The sequence below is a fragment of the Vibrio sp. Y20_XG_PY13 genome (assembly GCF_024181925.1).
Lineage (GTDB): Bacteria > Pseudomonadota > Gammaproteobacteria > Enterobacterales > Vibrionaceae > Vibrio > Vibrio parahaemolyticus.
Window position 1 is genome coordinate 182,039 of record NZ_JAMZAL010000001.1, and the last position, 17,369, is coordinate 199,407.

At 44.8% G+C, this 17,369-nt stretch carries 16 protein-coding genes and 1 tRNA gene; 10 read left to right on the forward strand and 7 right to left on the reverse strand.

The genetic code is table 11. The features are described from left to right. The first annotated feature begins 3 nt into the window (after positions 1-3). Positions 4-432 carry a globin gene (locus NL646_RS00840; RefSeq protein WP_218752408.1) on the forward strand — a complete coding sequence of 143 codons (429 nt, stop codon included), beginning with the start codon at positions 4-6 and terminating at the stop codon, positions 430-432. A gap of 127 nt (positions 433-559) precedes the next feature. Here the strand turns inward: NL646_RS00840 and NL646_RS00845 are convergent, their stop codons facing one another. The 3 genes from NL646_RS00845 to NL646_RS00855 form a co-directional block, all read right to left on the reverse strand. Next, complete coding sequence (locus tag NL646_RS00845) at positions 560-1,345, reverse strand: slipin family protein (protein WP_005463674.1); 786 nt, start codon at positions 1,343-1,345, stop codon at positions 560-562. A gap of 9 nt (positions 1,346-1,354) precedes the next feature. Next, on the reverse strand, positions 1,355-2,734 hold the full coding sequence (locus NL646_RS00850) for a nodulation protein NfeD (protein ID WP_021449505.1): 1,380 nt from the start codon (positions 2,732-2,734) through the stop codon (positions 1,355-1,357). 199 nt (positions 2,735-2,933) lie between these two features. Next, positions 2,934-5,657: an EAL domain-containing protein gene (locus NL646_RS00855; protein ID WP_029853210.1), complete on the reverse strand. Its 2,724-nt coding sequence runs from the start codon at positions 5,655-5,657 to the stop codon at positions 2,934-2,936. 319 nt (positions 5,658-5,976) lie between these two features. On the opposite strand from NL646_RS00855, the gene NL646_RS23335 reads away from it, so the two are divergent. The 6 genes from NL646_RS23335 (at position 5,977) to NL646_RS00880 (ending at position 12,214) form a co-directional block, all read left to right on the forward strand. Further along, positions 5,977-6,099, forward strand: a complete 123-nt coding sequence (locus NL646_RS23335) for a hypothetical protein (protein ID WP_017447435.1) — start codon at positions 5,977-5,979, stop codon at positions 6,097-6,099. 183 nt (positions 6,100-6,282) lie between these two features. After that, positions 6,283-7,245: a cytochrome-c peroxidase gene (locus tag NL646_RS00860; RefSeq protein ID WP_253663722.1), complete on the forward strand. Its 963-nt coding sequence runs from the start codon at positions 6,283-6,285 to the stop codon at positions 7,243-7,245. Beyond that, a complete protein-coding gene (locus NL646_RS00865) occupies positions 7,238-9,595 on the forward strand; it encodes an ATP-binding protein (RefSeq protein ID WP_253663723.1) in 2,358 nt (785 codons plus the stop codon). The genes NL646_RS00860 and NL646_RS00865 overlap by 8 nt, the downstream gene beginning before the upstream one ends. Positions 9,596-9,684: 89 nt before the next feature. Continuing rightward, positions 9,685-10,158, forward strand: a complete 474-nt coding sequence (locus NL646_RS00870) for an OsmC family protein (RefSeq protein ID WP_029833911.1) — start codon at positions 9,685-9,687, stop codon at positions 10,156-10,158. Positions 10,159-10,337: 179 nt separating this feature from the next. Continuing rightward, a complete protein-coding gene (locus tag NL646_RS00875) occupies positions 10,338-11,348 on the forward strand; it encodes a DUF2804 domain-containing protein (RefSeq protein ID WP_193271652.1) in 1,011 nt (336 codons plus the stop codon). Positions 11,349-11,356: 8 nt separating this feature from the next. Further along, positions 11,357-12,214: a sterol desaturase family protein gene (locus tag NL646_RS00880; RefSeq protein ID WP_253663724.1), complete on the forward strand. Its 858-nt coding sequence runs from the start codon at positions 11,357-11,359 to the stop codon at positions 12,212-12,214. Between the two features lie 34 nt (positions 12,215-12,248). Here NL646_RS00880 and NL646_RS00885 read toward each other — a convergent pair. Further along, a tRNA-Gly gene (locus tag NL646_RS00885) sits at positions 12,249-12,323 on the reverse strand. 314 nt (positions 12,324-12,637) lie between these two features. Here NL646_RS00885 and NL646_RS00890 point away from each other — a divergent pair. From NL646_RS00890 to NL646_RS00900, 3 genes are all read left to right on the forward strand, one after another. Then, a complete protein-coding gene (locus NL646_RS00890; RefSeq protein ID WP_005463686.1) occupies positions 12,638-13,156 on the forward strand; it encodes a DUF4136 domain-containing protein in 519 nt (172 codons plus the stop codon). A 110-nt stretch (positions 13,157-13,266) separates the two neighbouring features. Then, on the forward strand, positions 13,267-13,683 hold the full coding sequence (locus NL646_RS00895) for a hypothetical protein (protein ID WP_253663725.1): 417 nt from the start codon (positions 13,267-13,269) through the stop codon (positions 13,681-13,683). Positions 13,684-13,733: 50 nt separating this feature from the next. After that, complete coding sequence (locus tag NL646_RS00900; protein ID WP_020837984.1) at positions 13,734-14,411, forward strand: DedA family protein; 678 nt, start codon at positions 13,734-13,736, stop codon at positions 14,409-14,411. Positions 14,412-14,525: 114 nt separating this feature from the next. Here NL646_RS00900 and NL646_RS00905 read toward each other — a convergent pair whose 3' ends face one another. From NL646_RS00905 to NL646_RS00915, 3 genes are all read right to left on the reverse strand, one after another. Beyond that, positions 14,526-14,849 carry a hypothetical protein gene (locus NL646_RS00905; RefSeq protein WP_025509265.1) on the reverse strand — a complete coding sequence of 108 codons (324 nt, stop codon included), beginning with the start codon at positions 14,847-14,849 and terminating at the stop codon, positions 14,526-14,528. An 81-nt stretch (positions 14,850-14,930) separates the two neighbouring features. Further along, on the reverse strand, positions 14,931-15,404 hold the full coding sequence (locus NL646_RS00910; RefSeq protein ID WP_045587835.1) for a hypothetical protein: 474 nt from the start codon (positions 15,402-15,404) through the stop codon (positions 14,931-14,933). 284 nt (positions 15,405-15,688) lie between these two features. Beyond that, entirely contained in the window at positions 15,689-16,330 is a 642-nt protein-coding gene (locus tag NL646_RS00915) for a murein L,D-transpeptidase catalytic domain family protein (protein WP_005499139.1), read from the reverse strand. Positions 16,331-17,369: the final 1,039 nt, after the last annotated feature.

Consider the following 17,369-nt stretch of genomic DNA (forward strand, 5'->3'; position numbering starts at 1 on the left):
GTCATGAATGTGATTGAGGTTTTCAACGACAGTTACGAGCGTTGTGTTCTCAGTGAGTACTTTTTCGAGCGGTTTTATGCCAAGTTTTGGTCGAAAGGAGAGAGCTTTCGGCAGAAATTTGAAGGCGTAGATATGCAAAAGCAAGTTCGTATGCTCAAAGGTTCGATCGTCTTTTTTATGATGACAGACACGTCTTCTGATGCGCGAAAAATGATGGAAAAGTATGGCAAAAAGCACGGTATCGGTAACATTGGTGTCAAACCCGAAGACATTGATATTTGGTTTGAAAGCTTATTGGAAACAGTACGAGAGTGTGATTATGAGTACAACTCAGACGTTGAAAAGGCATGGCGCGCTTGTTTTAAATCGGGTCTGGAAATCATGAAACGCGAATGTGGTACACCGCCAAGTAAATCCGACACGGATCAGTGATCGAAAGGTTTGTGATATCTAATATGAAGAAGCGGCCTTACTGTTTACACCAAACTCAACGAGACCAAACTAAGTCCGCTCAAGTTAAACCCAAGCCGCTTCCGCCCTTATTTGAAAATTAATGTGGCTATTCTTCTTTATCCTGCCCCTGATTCTTTTTAACGGCGTTGGCAATGTCCGTCACCGCTTCGACCAAATTAATTGGCATTGGGAAGATGATGGTTGAGGTTTTGTCCGTCGTAATTTCGGTTAAGGTTTGCATATAGCGTAATTGCAGCGCGTTTGGCGCTTCGTTTAGCATTTCTGCGGCTTCTTTCAGCTTGTTCGACGCTTCCAATTCACCCGTTGCGTGAATCACTTTCGCTCGGCGGTTACGTTCCGCCTCGGCTTGTCGAGCCAGCGCGCGAACCATGCTGTCGTTCAAATCGACGTGTTTGACTTCGACGGTGGAGATTTTAATGCCCCAATCGTCGGTTTGTTGATCGAGGATGGACTGTAAATCCTTGTTGAGTCGTTCTCGTTCGGACAGCAGTTCATCCAACTCGTGTTGGCCCAGCACTGATCGCAGCGTTGTTTGTGCTAACTGGCTGGTGGCATCGCTGTAACTTTCAATATTGTTGATTGCCATTTGTGGGTCAACCACACGAAAATACACCACCGCGTTAACGCGCACAGAGACGTTATCTTTGGTGATCAAATCTTGTGTTGGTACATCCAGCACAATGGTTCGTAAATCAACACGAACCATTTGTTGGATGAAAGGAATCAGAATGATCAAGCCTGGGCCTTTTACTTCTTGAAATCGCCCAAGAAAGAACACAACGCCTCGTTCGTACTCGCGCAGAACCTTAAACATTTGTGTCGCTAATGCGAACAGCAGCACCACGATCACAGCAACAGTGTAGAGCATCATAAACGCCTCCTATTCTTTAGGGCGGTCATTGGGCTTCACCGTTAAGGTTAGCCCTTTAACATGAACAATGGTGACCGATTCACCTTGTTTGAGTTCTTGATCTTGTTCGGTCTTCGCTTGCCAAAATGCACCTTCAAACTGCACGCGGCCTTGTCCGTCGATGAAGTCGTCACTCACAATGGCATGTTTACCGGGGTAGGTCTCTAAACCTGTGGTGACGCCTTTTCCTCGAATCCTGAGTAAGAAACCAATAGTGAGAAGAATCAACGCGATAGAGAAAATGGCGATACCGAAAATCAACGGTAGGGCAATTTGGAAGCCCGGGAGTTCGCTGTCCATCAGGAATATTGAACCAAGCACAAATGCTACTACGCCGCCCAAGCCTAAAATGCCAAAGCTTGGGCTAAAGGCTTCGGCAATCATGAGCGCGATACCGAGTAGCAGCAGTCCTAAACCTGCGTAGTTGACGGGCATCATTTGCAGTGCGTACATCGCAAGTAGTAAGCAGATGCCGCCAAGCACACCGGGTAAACCCACTCCGGGGTTATAAAACTCGAGTAATAGGCCGTAAATGCCGATGAGCATTAGAATGTAGGCGACATTAGGATTGGTGATCACCGCAAGCATTTCTGCGCGCCAGTCCGGTGTTCTTTCAACCCAAATGGGATTGTCGAGTGACAATGTCACGGGGAGATTGTTCACCTTGACGGATTTACCGTTTATCGCGGTGACCAACTCTTCTGGCGAGTTGGCGATGACATCAATGACATTGAGTTCTAAGGCTTCTTCTGCGTCTAAACTGGCGGCTTCACTGACGGCTTTTTCTGCCCATTGCGCATTGCGGTCATGTAATTTTGCGAGCCCTTTAATGTAGGCTTTTGCGTCATTGATGACCTTTTTCTCCATGGCGGTTTTAGCCGGAACTTGATCGCCGCTCTTTTCTGCATTGGGTTTGTTTTCATCCGAGGCTTCTTTGTCTTTGCCGTCATCAGAAGAGGGTGCTTGTGGCGCACCACCTATGGCGACAGGGGTTGCTGCGCCTAGGTTGGTCGCTTCTGCCATTGCCGCAACGTGGCTGGCAAGCAGAATGTAGGTGCCCGCGCTCGCGGCTCTTGAGCCTGAAGGCCCAACCCAAGTCGCAATCGGTGTGGTCGAGGTTGTGATGGCGTGAATAATGTCTCTCATCGCGCTATCTAGCCCGCCAGGGGTATCCATTTTGAGAATCACTAGGCTCACGCCGTTGATTTGAGCTTGTTCAATTTCCCTAGTGAGGTAGTCACTGTTGGCTGGGCCAATTGCCCCTTTTACGGGCACAATCCAAACCGTATTTGCCAGTGTTTGGCCAGCAAATAGAAGCAGCGGTAGTAGCCATATCCATGTCCGTTTCATGCAGTCCTCCTTGTCCGGTGACTGGGACTTATTGAAAACCTTGTTTAAAGTATATACGCAGACATTTATATCGGGTTGAAACCGTGTTCGATCATCAGTGCGATGCAATACTGAGTCTTACTTGGCAAGAAGCAGAGAGATTGGGGAACAAAAAAGGCAAAGCGACAGAGGCCGCTTTGCCTTAGGAGAGGGAGCTAGATTAACAGTGGGGCAAGCCAGAAAACTGAGCGAATGCGTCTTCTCGAGTCATCGGTTTATAGAAGTAGAAACCTTGTAACTCATCTATATTCCACACTTTTAGTTTGCGGACTTGGCTGGCCGTCTCGACGCCTTCTGCGACGATGGTTAATCCCAACTCTTGAGACATATTGGCAATGTTTCGCACGAGCGTTTTGGCTCGGTCGTTGGTTTCAATTTCATCCACGTACGATTTGTCGAGTTTGACGATGTCTAACGGGAAGTTGCACACGCTGCTGAATGATGCGTAGCCCGTACCAAAATCGTCCAACGCCAGTTGTACGCCCAGTTGTTTGATTTCGTTGATGCAGTGGATGGATTCCGTTTCGCCGCCCATCAGCATACTTTCGGTGATTTCTAGCACCAAATGACCTGCAGAGATGTTGTGCTCTTCAATCATGGTTTGCAGGAATGAAATCAGCCGTGAATGGTAGAAATGCTGCGCACTCAGGTTGACGTGCACCGTCAGTGGCGGCAAGCCTTGGCTGTGTCTCTTTGTGTTCAGTTTGCCGATAAAATCGCAAGACTGATTGAGGATTGATTCTCCAAGCTCTACAATCAGTTTCCCTTGCTCTGCAAGCGGAATAAAGATCAACGGCGAGATAATGCCAAGCGTTGGATGCGGCCATCGAGCCAATGCTTCAAAGCCAATGATTTCACCTGATTTCGCGTTCACGATTGGTTGAAAATAAGGAATGATGTTGTCTTGTCGAATCGCTACTTCTAAGTCGCGATGGATGATCATCGACGTTTCTGCCTGCTCAGATAATTCACCATCAGCGACCAACACTTCATGCATGTGACGCCCGCTCATTGACTGCGCTGAGTAACGAGCAACAAGCAATAGGTGCTCGAGGGACTGGTGGGTGATTTTAGGGTCAACCATCACGGCTTTGCTGTCGAGCGACAACATAATCCCAGAGAGTTCGATTTTGTAAGATAGCTGATTTAACAGTCGGTTTGCCGCTTCCAACGCGTCGCTGTGACCGCTTGCGTTGGGAAGAATGACGATGAACTCATGCTCACTAATCCGACCAATTTGGTGAGTGCCCAAATGGTCGCGCAACAAAGTCGAGATGTACTGAATCGCCTCATCAAAGATCAGGTGTCCGTACACTTCAGCGATTTGCTTGAGGCTCTTACTTGTTATGTAGATGAACGAGAAGTGATTCGGCTGGTGTTTCACCAACTCTTCAAGTGCACCTAAGATCACTGGGCGATTACAAAAGCCGGACACAGGATCAAAATCGGTCAGCTTTTGAATCATCTCAGCTTGTTGTTTGTTTTCACTCAAATCTTGCAACAGCAGCATCAAGGCGGTGTGCCCGTTGTGCTGAATCAGTGTTGCTTCTATTAAACAATCGATGGTTTCGCCATGGCTGTCTAGCATCTGTGCTTCAAACTGATTGCGGCCATGTTGAAGCTCTCGATACATTGCATCAACACGACACTCATCAGCAGTCGTAGGGCAGAGCGTGTCTAATGGCTGCTCAAGAAGGTCGGATTTTTTATAACTCAGTAGTTCAAGCGCTCGATGGTTGGCGTCGACGATTTCACGTTCAATAACGATCAGCATGCCTAACGATGAGCTGTGGTAAAGTGCGCCGAATTTCTCCATGGAGTCTTTCAGCTGTAACTGAGTCATAGACGTGTTTTCAGAGAGCTTTTGCACAAGCTTTGTCGCGAGTTCTAACTCATCGAACTTTACGGACTGCAAACCTTCAAGCTGATATTGGGAGGCGATTTCGTTAATGCCTTCTGCAAAGTGGCTAAAGCGTGTTGCCACCTTTCTTTTGAAGATGAAAAACGTGCTGGTAGCAATGACTGACGCTACCACCCCAACCGTCGCAAAGAGGTAAATAAAGAGCGTATTACCTTTTGAATAGTGTTCACGTTTGGTTTGTGTTTTCAACCACGCAATCGGCTCACCCGCGAGATCGCTGATTGGGGTCCATTTGATGATGGACTCTGAGGTTTTATCGATGCTTTTAGTTTTGGCATGATCGACAGGATTAAACGACTTGGTCACGAGCGTATTGTTGGCAGACATCATCGCTTTAAAGTCGCCAGGGAAACGCTCAGACAGATTGCGTCCCCACAGCATCCAGCCGTTCGAAGGACGATCTCCTTCGCTGTTGCGAACCGGCGCTAAGCTCAACCCCCAAATGTTGTCATTGATCTTAAATATGCCCGCCAAACTTTCGCGGTGAACATCAAGCTTACTGTTCATCGCCAAAATATGCTGTTGGAGGAGTGGCACGGACACGACTTTATTGTTTAGTGAGGATGAAGACTCTGGTGTGTTTTCACGACTCAATGACACTAAGGACTGCCCATCCAGTGTGATAAACGACATCAAATCGAGGTTCAGCGCATCAAGGGTTTCGACATATAAGTTGCGTTCGCTGTAACCTGCGATGTCACGGTGTGCGAAAAGGTCATAGGTCTCATCCCAGTAAGCCCAATCATAGGAACTTCCTTCTTGCTGAGTCACCATCATGTCAATTACGGCTATAGCTTGCTGACTTGAGTGGTCAATTTCCATGTTTTCCAACTCATCTAAGCTGTACAGGAAAAAGTATCGGCTGATAAAAAGAAAACTAATTATCATCCCGAGCAGACCGAGCGAGAAATACAAGGCAGTCTTGTAGCGAAGATTTAAGTTAAACAAGCGAGGTGTTTGCATTAAAAAATAGTTATAAGTATTAGTTTTAAAAAAGTGTACGACATATCATATTTGAAATAGTTGATGCTCGTCCAACTTGTCGACATCCATTTTCGCTCGCTTATCTAGGTTATACAGTTAGTTAACCGATTGCTTTTTAAGCAAAGCGAGCAGTAAATTAATAAAAAAGTAGATAGTACAATCGCTTAGATAACAGCGCTTCTAGCACGTCATTTTTTGCAAAAAATTTTGTTGATTGTTTAACACGCCTTGATACAAGCATCCGTTTTTCATTCGCCTGTTGACGTAGTAAACTGCGAAAAAACAACAGGAAATTGTGATGTTTATAGTTCAACGCTTGGTCAAATTGGCCATCATCTGTGTCATCTTCTTCACCATCTTTGATTTGATTGCTTACGGTGAAGTCACTTGGTTTTATCGCCTGCTTGCCTTCATCAACTAGCCACGCTCTATTGCCTTCCTGACGCGAGTTCGAATTCTATTGGACTCGCTCTGTCTGTTTTTATCTCTCTCCCTCTTGAGCTTTATACGAAACAAAATCATACCTTTTACTCTCGCCTGAAAATGGCAAAAAATCGCATTTGCAACTAGGTTCATAATTAGGGCGTTCTAGGAAGTTCAAGTTATGAGGCTGAGTACAGCTATCAAATGGGGTGCCGCCGTGCTATTCGTTTGTACCGCATCATCCGTCAGTGTTGCAAAAGCAGAAGTCGAACTTGTTTTGCCTATCGAGGGCGATCCGGTCGTCGACGTTACGTTAGCGCGGATTGGTTGGCATTTATTTAGAGATCCCAACTTGTCATCGAATGGTAAAGTCAGTTGTGAAAGTTGCCACAATCTACAAACGAATGGCGCGCAAAACACAGCCGTAGCAGCCGGTGTAAAAGGGGCAGGAACACGGAACGCGATCACGGTTTTTAATGCGTCACTGAATTACCGACTGTTATGGGATGGCTCGTCGAATACGTTAGTCTCTCAAATGGATGGCCCAATTCACGACCCGTTAGAAATGGATTCCAACTGGCCGAAGATTGAAAGCTACGTTCAAAACAACGAGCAGTATCAAGCGCTGTTTAAACGCGCTGGAAACCTGCCAATTTCTATCGACAACATCAAAGCGTCCATTGTTGAGTTTGTGAAAGGGCTTGAAACTCCAGGCGCGCCGTTTGATGCCTACTTATTGGGTTACACGCATGTTTTGAATGAGAAAGCGAAACGAGGTTGGAAAACCTTCAAGAAAGCTGGGTGCGTACAATGTCATCAAGGGAAAAATGTTGGCGGCGCGATGATTCAACGCTTCGCTTACTTTGAGCATAAACCCGTGCAGAAAGACACAGGTCGCCATTTACTCACAACGGAAGGGGATGAGGGGTATTATTTCCGTGTTGCCAGTTTAAGAAACGTCGCATTAACGGGGCCGTATTTTCATAACGGGCAAGTGACCACCCTTGCTGAGGCCATTCAAATCATGGCACAAACGCAGCTTGGTATTACGATGAGTGATAGCAATATCGAAGACATCGAAGCGTTCTTGACGTCACTCAGCGCCCCAAGGCCAGTAATTTTAGAGGTGCTGGAAAATGAATAAGTTTAGGTTGGTCAATTCATGCTTATTTATTGCGATGCTGGTGGCGTGCACCTTTGCCTACATGGCTCACATTAACTCCAAGAGTACGCAACAACTTCATAGCGCGCTTTCTGAGGTCGGCCATCAGCTGATTGAAGAACGCGATGTGATTGTGAATCAGTATGCCATCAAGGAGCGAAAGAACTTCGAGCTCACTAAATCGTTGGTTGATATTGAAGTTGAAGCGGAAAAATTGGCTGATACCTTCGATAATGCCGTTTGGTTTCCCATCTCACCCAACCGCCAGAAAATACAACAGACGTTAGCCAAGTTTGAGCAACGGGTTGTTCAAACCACTTCGCAATTAGACATGTTGATTGGGGTACAAGTCGAAAATCAATATGCCTTGCTGATGCTGTTGGACATCTATGAAGAGGAGTTTTCGACGCACATTGGTGAAACGCAATTAGATAAACATTACGTCGAGTTTTTTAGCCGCGACTTAGTGAATCAAAGTGGGGAGCAAAGCGAAAGTGGCGCGAACTTTTTGGGGCGCTTACATGAAAGCGATAAAAAAATCGAGCTGTTGACCAATGAGCTACTGGATCACAATTACTTTGTGTTTGTGGAAGAGGCCGAGCACTCACTTCTTGATCTCGCCCAAAATGAGGCGCGCTTCACTTGGCTGTTTGTGTTTGTCGCAGTGATGTTGTTAGTCGGGTCGTTCTTGTATCAACTGCAATACCGAATGCACAACTTGAAGCAGCTTAACTCGGAGTTGGAAGCCGAGACTGACAAAGCAGAGCGAGCCGCTAAGGCTAAATCCAGCTTTCTTGCTGCTATGAGTCACGAATTAAGAACGCCAATGAATGGTGTGCTCGGGATTTCTCAGTTGATTGCAGAGGAAACCAAAGAGCCCGTCACCAAAGAGCACATTAAGGTGATTCTGGATTCAGGGCAGCATTTAATGACTATCCTCAACGACATCTTGGACTTTTCTAAAGTTGAGGAAAATAAGCTAGAACTGGAAGAAGCCCCGTTTCATCTTGAGCAAGTCTTAACTCCGGTTTGCAGCGCCATACAACCGTTAATTGATGAAAAAAGCATTGAGCTGATTGTTGAGAACGACGTTCCGAACAACACCGAGTTCACAGGCGATTGTGCTCGACTTCGCCAAATTCTGTTTAATTTGGCGGGTAACGCCGTGAAGTTTACCAATGAAGGGCACGTACTGATTCGTACCGAGTTAAATGGTGAAGACAAACAGCTGTTGATCATCGTCAGTGATACGGGGATCGGTATCGCGCCCGATAAACAAGGGCGAGTATTTAACTCCTTCGAGCAAGCAGATTCTTCAACTACAAGAAGGTTTGGAGGAACGGGTTTAGGGTTGGCCATCGTTAAAAAGCTCACTGAACTTATGGGTGGTTCTATTACCTTAAAGAGCGTAGAAGGGGTCGGCACGCAGTTTATTGTCACTTTGCCGATACCATGGAATGAGAGCGAAAAACCGAGCCCGCAACATACGCCAGTTCAAACCCGAAGCACTCAGAACTTGCGTATTTTGTTGGCAGAAGATAACCGCGTAAATGCTTTGGTGGCGAAAGGCTTTTGCGAAAAGTTAGGGCACGCAGTGGATGTCGCAGAAAACGGGCTGGTTGCTGTAGAAAAGGCACGCGACAACGATTATGACCTTATCTTGATGGATAATCACATGCCAGAGATGAATGGTGTGGAAGCGACTCGTTTTATTCGCGAAAAGCTAGGGGTAAAGACGTTGCTGTTTGCCTATACTGCGGATGTCTTTCGTGAGGCCCATGATCACTTTATCGCGGCAGGTGCCGATCATGTCCTAACCAAGCCTCTGCAAAGGGAAAGTTTTGCTGACGCTTTGAAGCAATTCAGTGCGAGGCTCAAAGTGAAACAAACCGAAGAGGTATCGCCAGCGAGCAATGTATTGCAACTGCAACGTAAGCCGATTGAAAACTTGAGGCTAACGGAAGAGGAATTGTCGAACTCCGAAATGTTGGCGTCCCTCAAAGAACATCCGAATGAGTTACTTGATCTGCTCAACAGCATCATCACCGATTTTGAACTGGCAGTTGATGACCTGATTGAAAACTTTATGCAGAGCGATTTCGACTCTCTCAAATTGACGATGCATACGACCAAGGGAATGGCGTTGAATTTAGGGCTGAAGATACTGGCTAGCCAAGCGCTGGAACTCGAAACACAGTTAAAAATGAACCAAGTGCCAGCGATTGAACAGCTACAGATGTTGATTAATCGCCTCCAAGTGAATATTCATCAAGGACACCGTTTGAGAGATGAGTTAGTAAAAGCGCAACAAAACTCAGAACAGGTGCTTTGAAGTGGCTTTTCGCTCATTTCACTCAGTGTCTGTTTTCTTTCCGTATTGAGCTGTGATTTACTACACCACTCAACAATCAGGGAATGAGTATGAGTAAGCACACGGCATTAATAACGTGGCAACGCCAGGCCAATGAAATCTTTAGCGATAATCAATACAGTCGAGCGCACACTTGGCGCTTTGATGGCGGTTTGTTAGTTCCTGCTTCGCCATCTCCTCATGTTGTCCCGTTGCCGCTGTCGGCAGAAGAAAACATCGATCCCGAAGAGGCGTTGGTTGCGGCACTTTCTAGTTGCCATATGTTGGTTTTCCTTTCGATTGCAGCAAAGCGTCGTTATGTGATCGACTCTTATGTTGATGCTGCTGAAGGGGCGTTGACCGTTGGTGAAAATGGAAAAGAGTGGGTTTCGAGAGTGGTGTTAAATCCGAAAGTTGTATTTTCTGGTGATAAGCAGCCAAGCTATGAGCAATTGGAAAAAATGCACCACATGGCGCATGAAAACTGTTTTATCGCGAATTCGGTGAAAACGGAGATCGTGACCAATATTCTTTATTCTGATTAATGCTCTATAGCCAAGCTAAAACTCTAAATCGCAGTGATAGTGATGAGATATGAGTGATCTGTTTCACACTATTGCTTCGTTGCCTGCCTTAAATGCGTGATTGTTGTGCAGTCGCGCAATTCGCTTGTTGTTAACTTAATGTTAATATTGTGCCATGTGTGATTAGCCAAGTCAGAATCATGGACGTAATTAAGCATTTGGACTCATTTATTCAGCAAGATGGTATGCCGGTTTTTGGGCACTTGTCGGCGATTCCAAGATCACTCGATTTAGAGTCATTTCAATATCTCGATGAGATGGACAATCCTGTATCGAAGTGGCGAAAACATTTCGATTACAAGCAGTTCCAGTTCGTGTCTCTCGTGACGCCTGACTATGTCGTTGGGATTGCTATTGCCGATATTCGCTATTTGGCCTCCGGATTTTGTTATTTGTTCGATATTAAGCGCAATGCACTCACCGAGCAGCAATGGCTTAAACCTTGTCAGCTTGGTTATCAGACTCAACCATCGAGCTGGTTGAGCAAAGCACATCTCGCGAACAATACAATTCAGTTCTCCATTGAGGAGGGGCAGTGGCATGTTCAGTTTGTGACGCCTTCCGTGAACGCCAACATTACACTGCATCCACAGCCACAAAGTTTGCCTCTTATGCTCTCTACGCCAACGGGTTACTCCGGATGGACGTATACGCAAAAACACAACGCGCTGACGGTAACAGGGAATCTATTTATTCTGGGTGAAGAGCAAGATCTGTCACAGGTTGCTGCGGGTTATGATTTCTCGGCGGGTTACATGCGAAGGGAAACGAGCTGGCGCTGGGCGAGTGTCAACCATAAAGACGGCGACAAAAGCTTGGGTCTCAACCTCGCCGCTGGCGTAAACGAAACCGGGTTTTGTGAAAATGTACTGTGGGTGGATGGTGAAAGGCATTTGCTTAATCCGGTGCAGTTTCAACTTTCACGTCAGAACCCGCGTACTGATTGGCGCATCACCTCCGAAGATGGTTGCGTAGACTTAGTGTTTGAGTCTATCAATCAACGTTCTGAGAAAAAGAACTTCTGGTTTTTGAAAAGTAACTTTCGTCAATATATCGGCCACTTTTCAGGGTTTGTTGTGGATGGCAATGGCAGTAAGCACGAACTCGACGGTGTTGTGGGTTTAACGGAAGATCACTACGCAAAATGGTAGATAAGACAATGGATTGGTCACAAATCATGGAACGACCGGAGCTCTTGCTTATGGCTTTGGCTCCCATCTTTTTTCTCTGCATCGCCGCGGAATACGGTTTGGGACAGCGTCGAGGTAAACTGCCTGACAGCGCACAATATTATTTGCCGGAAGTGGCGTGTAACTTTGTGTTGGCGGGATTACATCAAGCTACTGATATTTTAACGGGGCTGCTGATTGCGCACTTCTACTTGTGGATATTTGATTGGCGATTATTTGATATCGAAATGAGTGTATCGGCCTTCTTGCTTCTTATGTTGCTGCAAGACTTTTTCTATTACTGGTTCCACCGAGCTAGCCATCGTATTCGTTGGATGTGGGCGGCACATGTGGTGCATCACAGTTCAGAAAGAATGAATTTTAGTACGGCGTTTCGCCAAAGCTTGATGTACCCATTGGCGGGGATGTGGCTGTTCTGGCTACCTTTGGTCATTATTGGCTTTGACCCTAAATGGGTTGTATTCGTGGTGTTGTTGAATCTAGGTTTGCAGTTCTTTGTGCACACGCAGTCGATTCGGTCACTTGGCCCACTGGAGTGGGTATTCAACACGCCGTCTCACCACAGAGTGCATCACGGGATCAATCGTCAATATATTGATAAAAATTACGCAGGTGTTTTGATTCTCTGGGATCGAATGTTTGGCACTTTTGAACCAGAAATAGAAACGGTTCGTTATGGCATTTCTAAACCGGTAAACAGCTTCAACCCAATTAAGGTGACGTTTGCAGAATGGAAAGATATGTTCAACGAGGTACGTCGACCAAATTTAACGTGGCAACAACGTTGGCGCTGTTTGTTTGCTCCGCCTTCGGATTCAACTGAGTAACTTAGAAAAGAATTTCTTGGGAGTAGATAGATATTGGAGCGGGCAGCGGGAATCGAACCCGCATCATCAGCTTGGAAGGCTGAGGTAATAGCCATTATACGATGCCCGCGCATCGATAGGACTCAGCTAATATGCCACATTGATTTCAAAAGAAAAGTCTTTTTTCATCAGTCGCTTGTCAGTTGTATAAAAAATTGTCTTCTTGGTGAAAAAATACGCTTTCGATGAGCTTAAATGGCTTCCTGATGATGCTCGACGAAAATGACACCGTTATGTGACAGAGCTGGCTCATTAATCGTCAATCCATTTGATGGTTTAATCATCACGTGACATTGAACACTTATCATTCATGGTCAAGACTCAATATTGAAATGACACAACCTTATTGTCAGCCGTATAAGTAAAAAAACGAGGAGAGCGCGTATGTGGAAAACAGTAACAATTGGGGCGATGGCGCTTTTGATGGCCGCTTGTACGACAGTAACGACAGACGTGGATAAACAAGCGGACTTCGCTTCTTACAAAACGTTTGATTTTGGCACTCAAAATGATGCCCCAGCAAGTATCGACGGACGCCGTATAGAACAAGGTTTGGCTGCTCAACTGGAATCGAAAGGGCTTTCTCGAGTTGCAAGTGGTGGTGATTTATACGTTCATCACGATATCGTTGAGGAGTCGGAGTTGGTATCGTCTGGTTCTTCTTTTAGCGTCGGTTATGGATGGAACAGCTTTGGTGTGATTACATCAAGCCCTGAACGATATAAAGAACGCAAATACGGGAAGTTAGTGGTAGAGCTGGTGGATAGTAAGGCGAACCAAGTTGTGTGGAAAGGCGTTTCAAGCCGCAAGTTAACCGAATCAATGAGTACTGAGAAAAGGGAAAATTTGATCACAGAAGAAGTGGCGAAAATGTTCGAAAACTACCCATACGGCAAGAACTAAGTCCTCAGTTATATCAAACTAAGTGGCTAAAACCACGAGGCGAGAATTTCGATTGCAAATTCTCGCCCTCAGAGTTAAAAGTACGTATTACTGTGATGTAGGTGAACGTTGTGCGTGCTCTTCTTATTAGCTTTTTCGGGCTATTTCTGAGCTTATTGGCGGTTTCTGTCGGCCAAGAGTCAACGTCGCCTGAAACTGTTCACCAATACACCGTCGGCAGTGTGTTTTATGATGAAGACGCACAAGTTTCCGAAACGCCACTAGCACCACCATTTCATTCGTTTGCTAGCCTGTTAAATCGCAATGCACTGCGAGTTCATGATTCAAAATCAGATCTTGATGAGCTCGATATTGGTTGGTTCGAAACGTTGGCTCCTCATTGGAACCGCGCTTTATCAGAAACGCCATATTTGAACGCGGGTCTGACGGTTTTTCTTGGTCTTGCGAAAGACTTCTCTCATTCAAAATACCAAATTGGAGATGGGTTCGGCTCTAATCTTATCTATCGGTTTATTCACGCTCGATAGTTCTAAGCATCTACCTTGTTGTTATTTAGTGATGTTTAGGAGCTCTTTTTATGTTTGATTCAATGATGGGCGTCTTGCTTGCCTTTTGGCATCAAGACTTTTCTGCACTTATGGCGCCAGGAAGTGCAGGGATTATTTATATTGTCGTGGCGACATTAATCTTTTTGGAAAGTGGTTTTATTCCTGCTGCGCCATTTCCATGCGATAGTGTGGTGGTGTTGTCTGGCACACTTGCGGCGGTAGGCGTGCTTGATCCTATTGCCATCATGTTGGTGATTATTGTGAGTGCGGGCTTAGGAAGTTGGGCGGCATACTTGCAAGGAAAATGGCTAAACCGCCTACCTAAAGTTCAAGGCTGGGTGAATGCTGTCCCACAGAAAAGACTCGAACAAGTCGATGTTCTTTTGGGTAAACATGGCTTAGTTGCATTGTTTTGCGCGCGTTTCATTCCGGTGGTGCGTTCGCTTTTGCCATTGATGATGGGATTACGTGTGAAACGCGTGTCAAAGTTCCATTACTTTGCATGGCTGAGCGCCATATTGTGGACGTTGTTACTGTGCGGCTTTGGCATGCTCCTGCCTTTACTTCCGGAGAATATCAGCAAGATGGTGACGATGGGGTTAATGGCTGCGCCAGTGATTACTCTTACTATTGCTGTGATGAGTTTTGTGATCCTCAAGGTGCGCAAAGCGCGGTTTAAATCTAAGGCGGCGTCTCAGCTCTCTTAACATTGGTTTACTCATGTGTAACTAGGATATTGATGTAAGCAAAAGGCGCAGAGAATGCGCCTTTTGTTTTTTGGAACTGTTGACCCTTTACCGATTTCTTCATTCTCGCTGGTGTCAGTAGCCCACGCGGTAGAGCTGCTCACCAACTTCTTTACACTGTGTTTGATAGAACTGTTCTATCTCAGAATCGTTGTTGTCTTGTGCTTTAAACTCGGTTTCGGTGGAAGATAGTTGGCTAAAGCTGTAACCACGTTCAGACATCAAGTAGTGACGAAAAACGGCTCGGTGCTCTGGTATCGCGTTACGAGCATTGGAAGCATTTGCGCATTCCAATAGCGTTTCGTTTGTCATTTTGTCCGCGTTTGTGTCTGTATTTGCAAATGTTGGTACTGCAGTGAAAAGTAGGGCCGTTAACGCTGCTGCTGTGAATTTTTTCATAAATAGACCTCGAATCAGATCAGATAAATTTGAGGACATCCATGCCTGGTGTGACATGCTTCCTTGTTTTTCTTTGTGGTATCAAACTGTGATGATCGATTCGCGGCCGTGTTTAAACACGTACACTAAATTCGCCTCTTTCCGCCCTGATAAACGATAGAGAGAACGTTGGTTTTTTAACATGCCATAGCTATCAGTAGGCAACGGAATAGTTTGCCACGCTAACTCTTTTAATGGAGGAGGCAAAAACGCGACAAGTAGATGGTATTCAGATTCAAAGCTGAGGGAGAGCGATCCGTCATCAGTAGACGTTCGGCGGTAACTCACCAGAGCGAACAAGTCTCGCTTGATGTGGCGCTCAAACCCATCAGAACCCCAATAGTGTTGTTGTGCTTCTGAATGTGGTGCGTTGACTACGGATTGAAAATCAGATTGCAAGAGTTTGTCGAGGCGTTCTGACGTCACGTGATTTGTATTGTGGTGCTGCGCTGCATGCAAATGCCCAGAGAGCATGGACAGTGTCAGCACAAATAAAATACGAAGAAGATAACGCAAAAAACAATCCTAAACGTCAGTGGGTATAGACTTGGGCAATACATCAGTCGGTAAGTGACCAATTGTGCGTATACTAACGAGACGAAACAGGAATGAACAGTGTTTTAAGCGAATCTAACCAACACCTGAAAAAGCGCTCATAGATTCATGACGTGATTGACTCTCCAAGAGCACACAAATATTAGCGTTGTTCGGCTCGACAAGAGATTTTACTTGCGACTTGTGAGAACATCAGGCAACAAAAAAGGGAGCTAGGCTCCCTTAGTATTGGTGTGCTGCGTGGTTTACGCGCTGGCGTAGATCACACTGCCACCTTTAATCGTGTCAATGATTTCGCGTGACAGCTTTTGAGGTAACGCTGGGCAACCCCAACTGCGTCCCAAGTAACCGTTCTTTTTAATGAAAGAAGGATTCGCATAGTCTGCGCCGTGTACAACGATGTAGCGCTCGCGAGCTTTGTCATTAAGGCCAGAGCTAAGACCATCTAGGCGCAGCGAATAGCCGTTAGAGCCGTAGTATGTTGTGTCTGTTAAAAACGTGCCAAGTGATGTTTTGCGAGAATTCACGACATTCGAAAACTGTGTTGCTGTTTTCTTTCCGCTATTCACACCATGAGCCACGTAAGTGTTGTAGATCAGCTTCTTTTTGTTTACGTCCACAACATAAAAACGTTTTTCGGTCGATGGTTTGCTGTAATCAATAATGGTTAGTATCGACTTTTTTCTGTCAGGTGTTTTTTGGTAAGCGATGAAGGCATCGCGAAACAGTTTAAAGTCGATGACGCCATTGAGTTTGGCTTCTTTATATGTTTTTTCAATAACTTGTTGGGATACGCGGTTCTCGGCCTTGCTATTTGGGTGTTGCGCCATTGCAAAAGGAGAAACCGACAAACATGTCCATATCAACAATAAAAATAACTTTTTCATTTTGACTAAATAAAAACTCTTTGGTGTTACAAATTTATCGATTGCTTCATGCACTCGTTAAAACAACTTGCACATCAATATAATTATATTCCCAATGTTTCTTATTATGCACAAAAGCACGTAATGTTGGGATTCCATTAAGTTTCAAGGGTTCTGTCTAACCAATTGAAACTGCTTAATATTAATAAGTTAATCGTTGCTTTTGAAAAACTTCGACGTAAATACTAGCCGATTTCGCTAATTAATAAAACTGTGTTTAGCAATATTTTTGATAGAGTAAAGTTAAAAAACAATGTTTAATTAAATGGATGTGGAAAATATCTTTTAATTTCAAAGTATTTATTAGAACCATGAGCGGAGGACAAAAAGTTTACTCTGTGATCCAGCTCGAAACGCCGCGCTATTTAAGGGGCTGTCTCTGGTCGTTGTGATTACGGTTTTATAAGTAGAATAAAGGATGTAGAACGGAAAGATAGATAAACAGCTCTTCATATGAGCGTTTCACTCCAACTGAAAAAAGTGAAAAAAATGTGATGATGATTTTTATAAGGTACGGATATGGAACGAATGGAAACTCTAAATCAAGCATTTCTATATAAGGAAAAACGAAAATGATGGGTATCCATTATTTTTATGTTTGCTTTGTATGAACTGAATAAGTAATTAGACTTTTCTTATAAATAAATTAACGATCGGTTAAGACAAGTTAAAACGGAATTAGTTTCATTTTTTAAAATTGCTCTTATTCGATAAATAAAATTTGTGGTCTGGATAAAACATTATTTTGTATTCTCTGAATTTGTTTCTTAAGTTTTTTGAGAAAAGTACGGTTATAAGTCAAATCTTCACTCAGAACATTGTGTTAGTTTCTAAACACTAATTTGGCTAGTTGAGGTCGCTATCGAGTTATAGAATTACTTTTAACGACCGCTTGCTTATCAATAAGATCATTTTCAGGGAGAAGAATTAATGACGAATAAATGTGGCCAATGCCGACAATTCACGAGAGTGAAATCAAGCGATCAGGATATATGTGGCG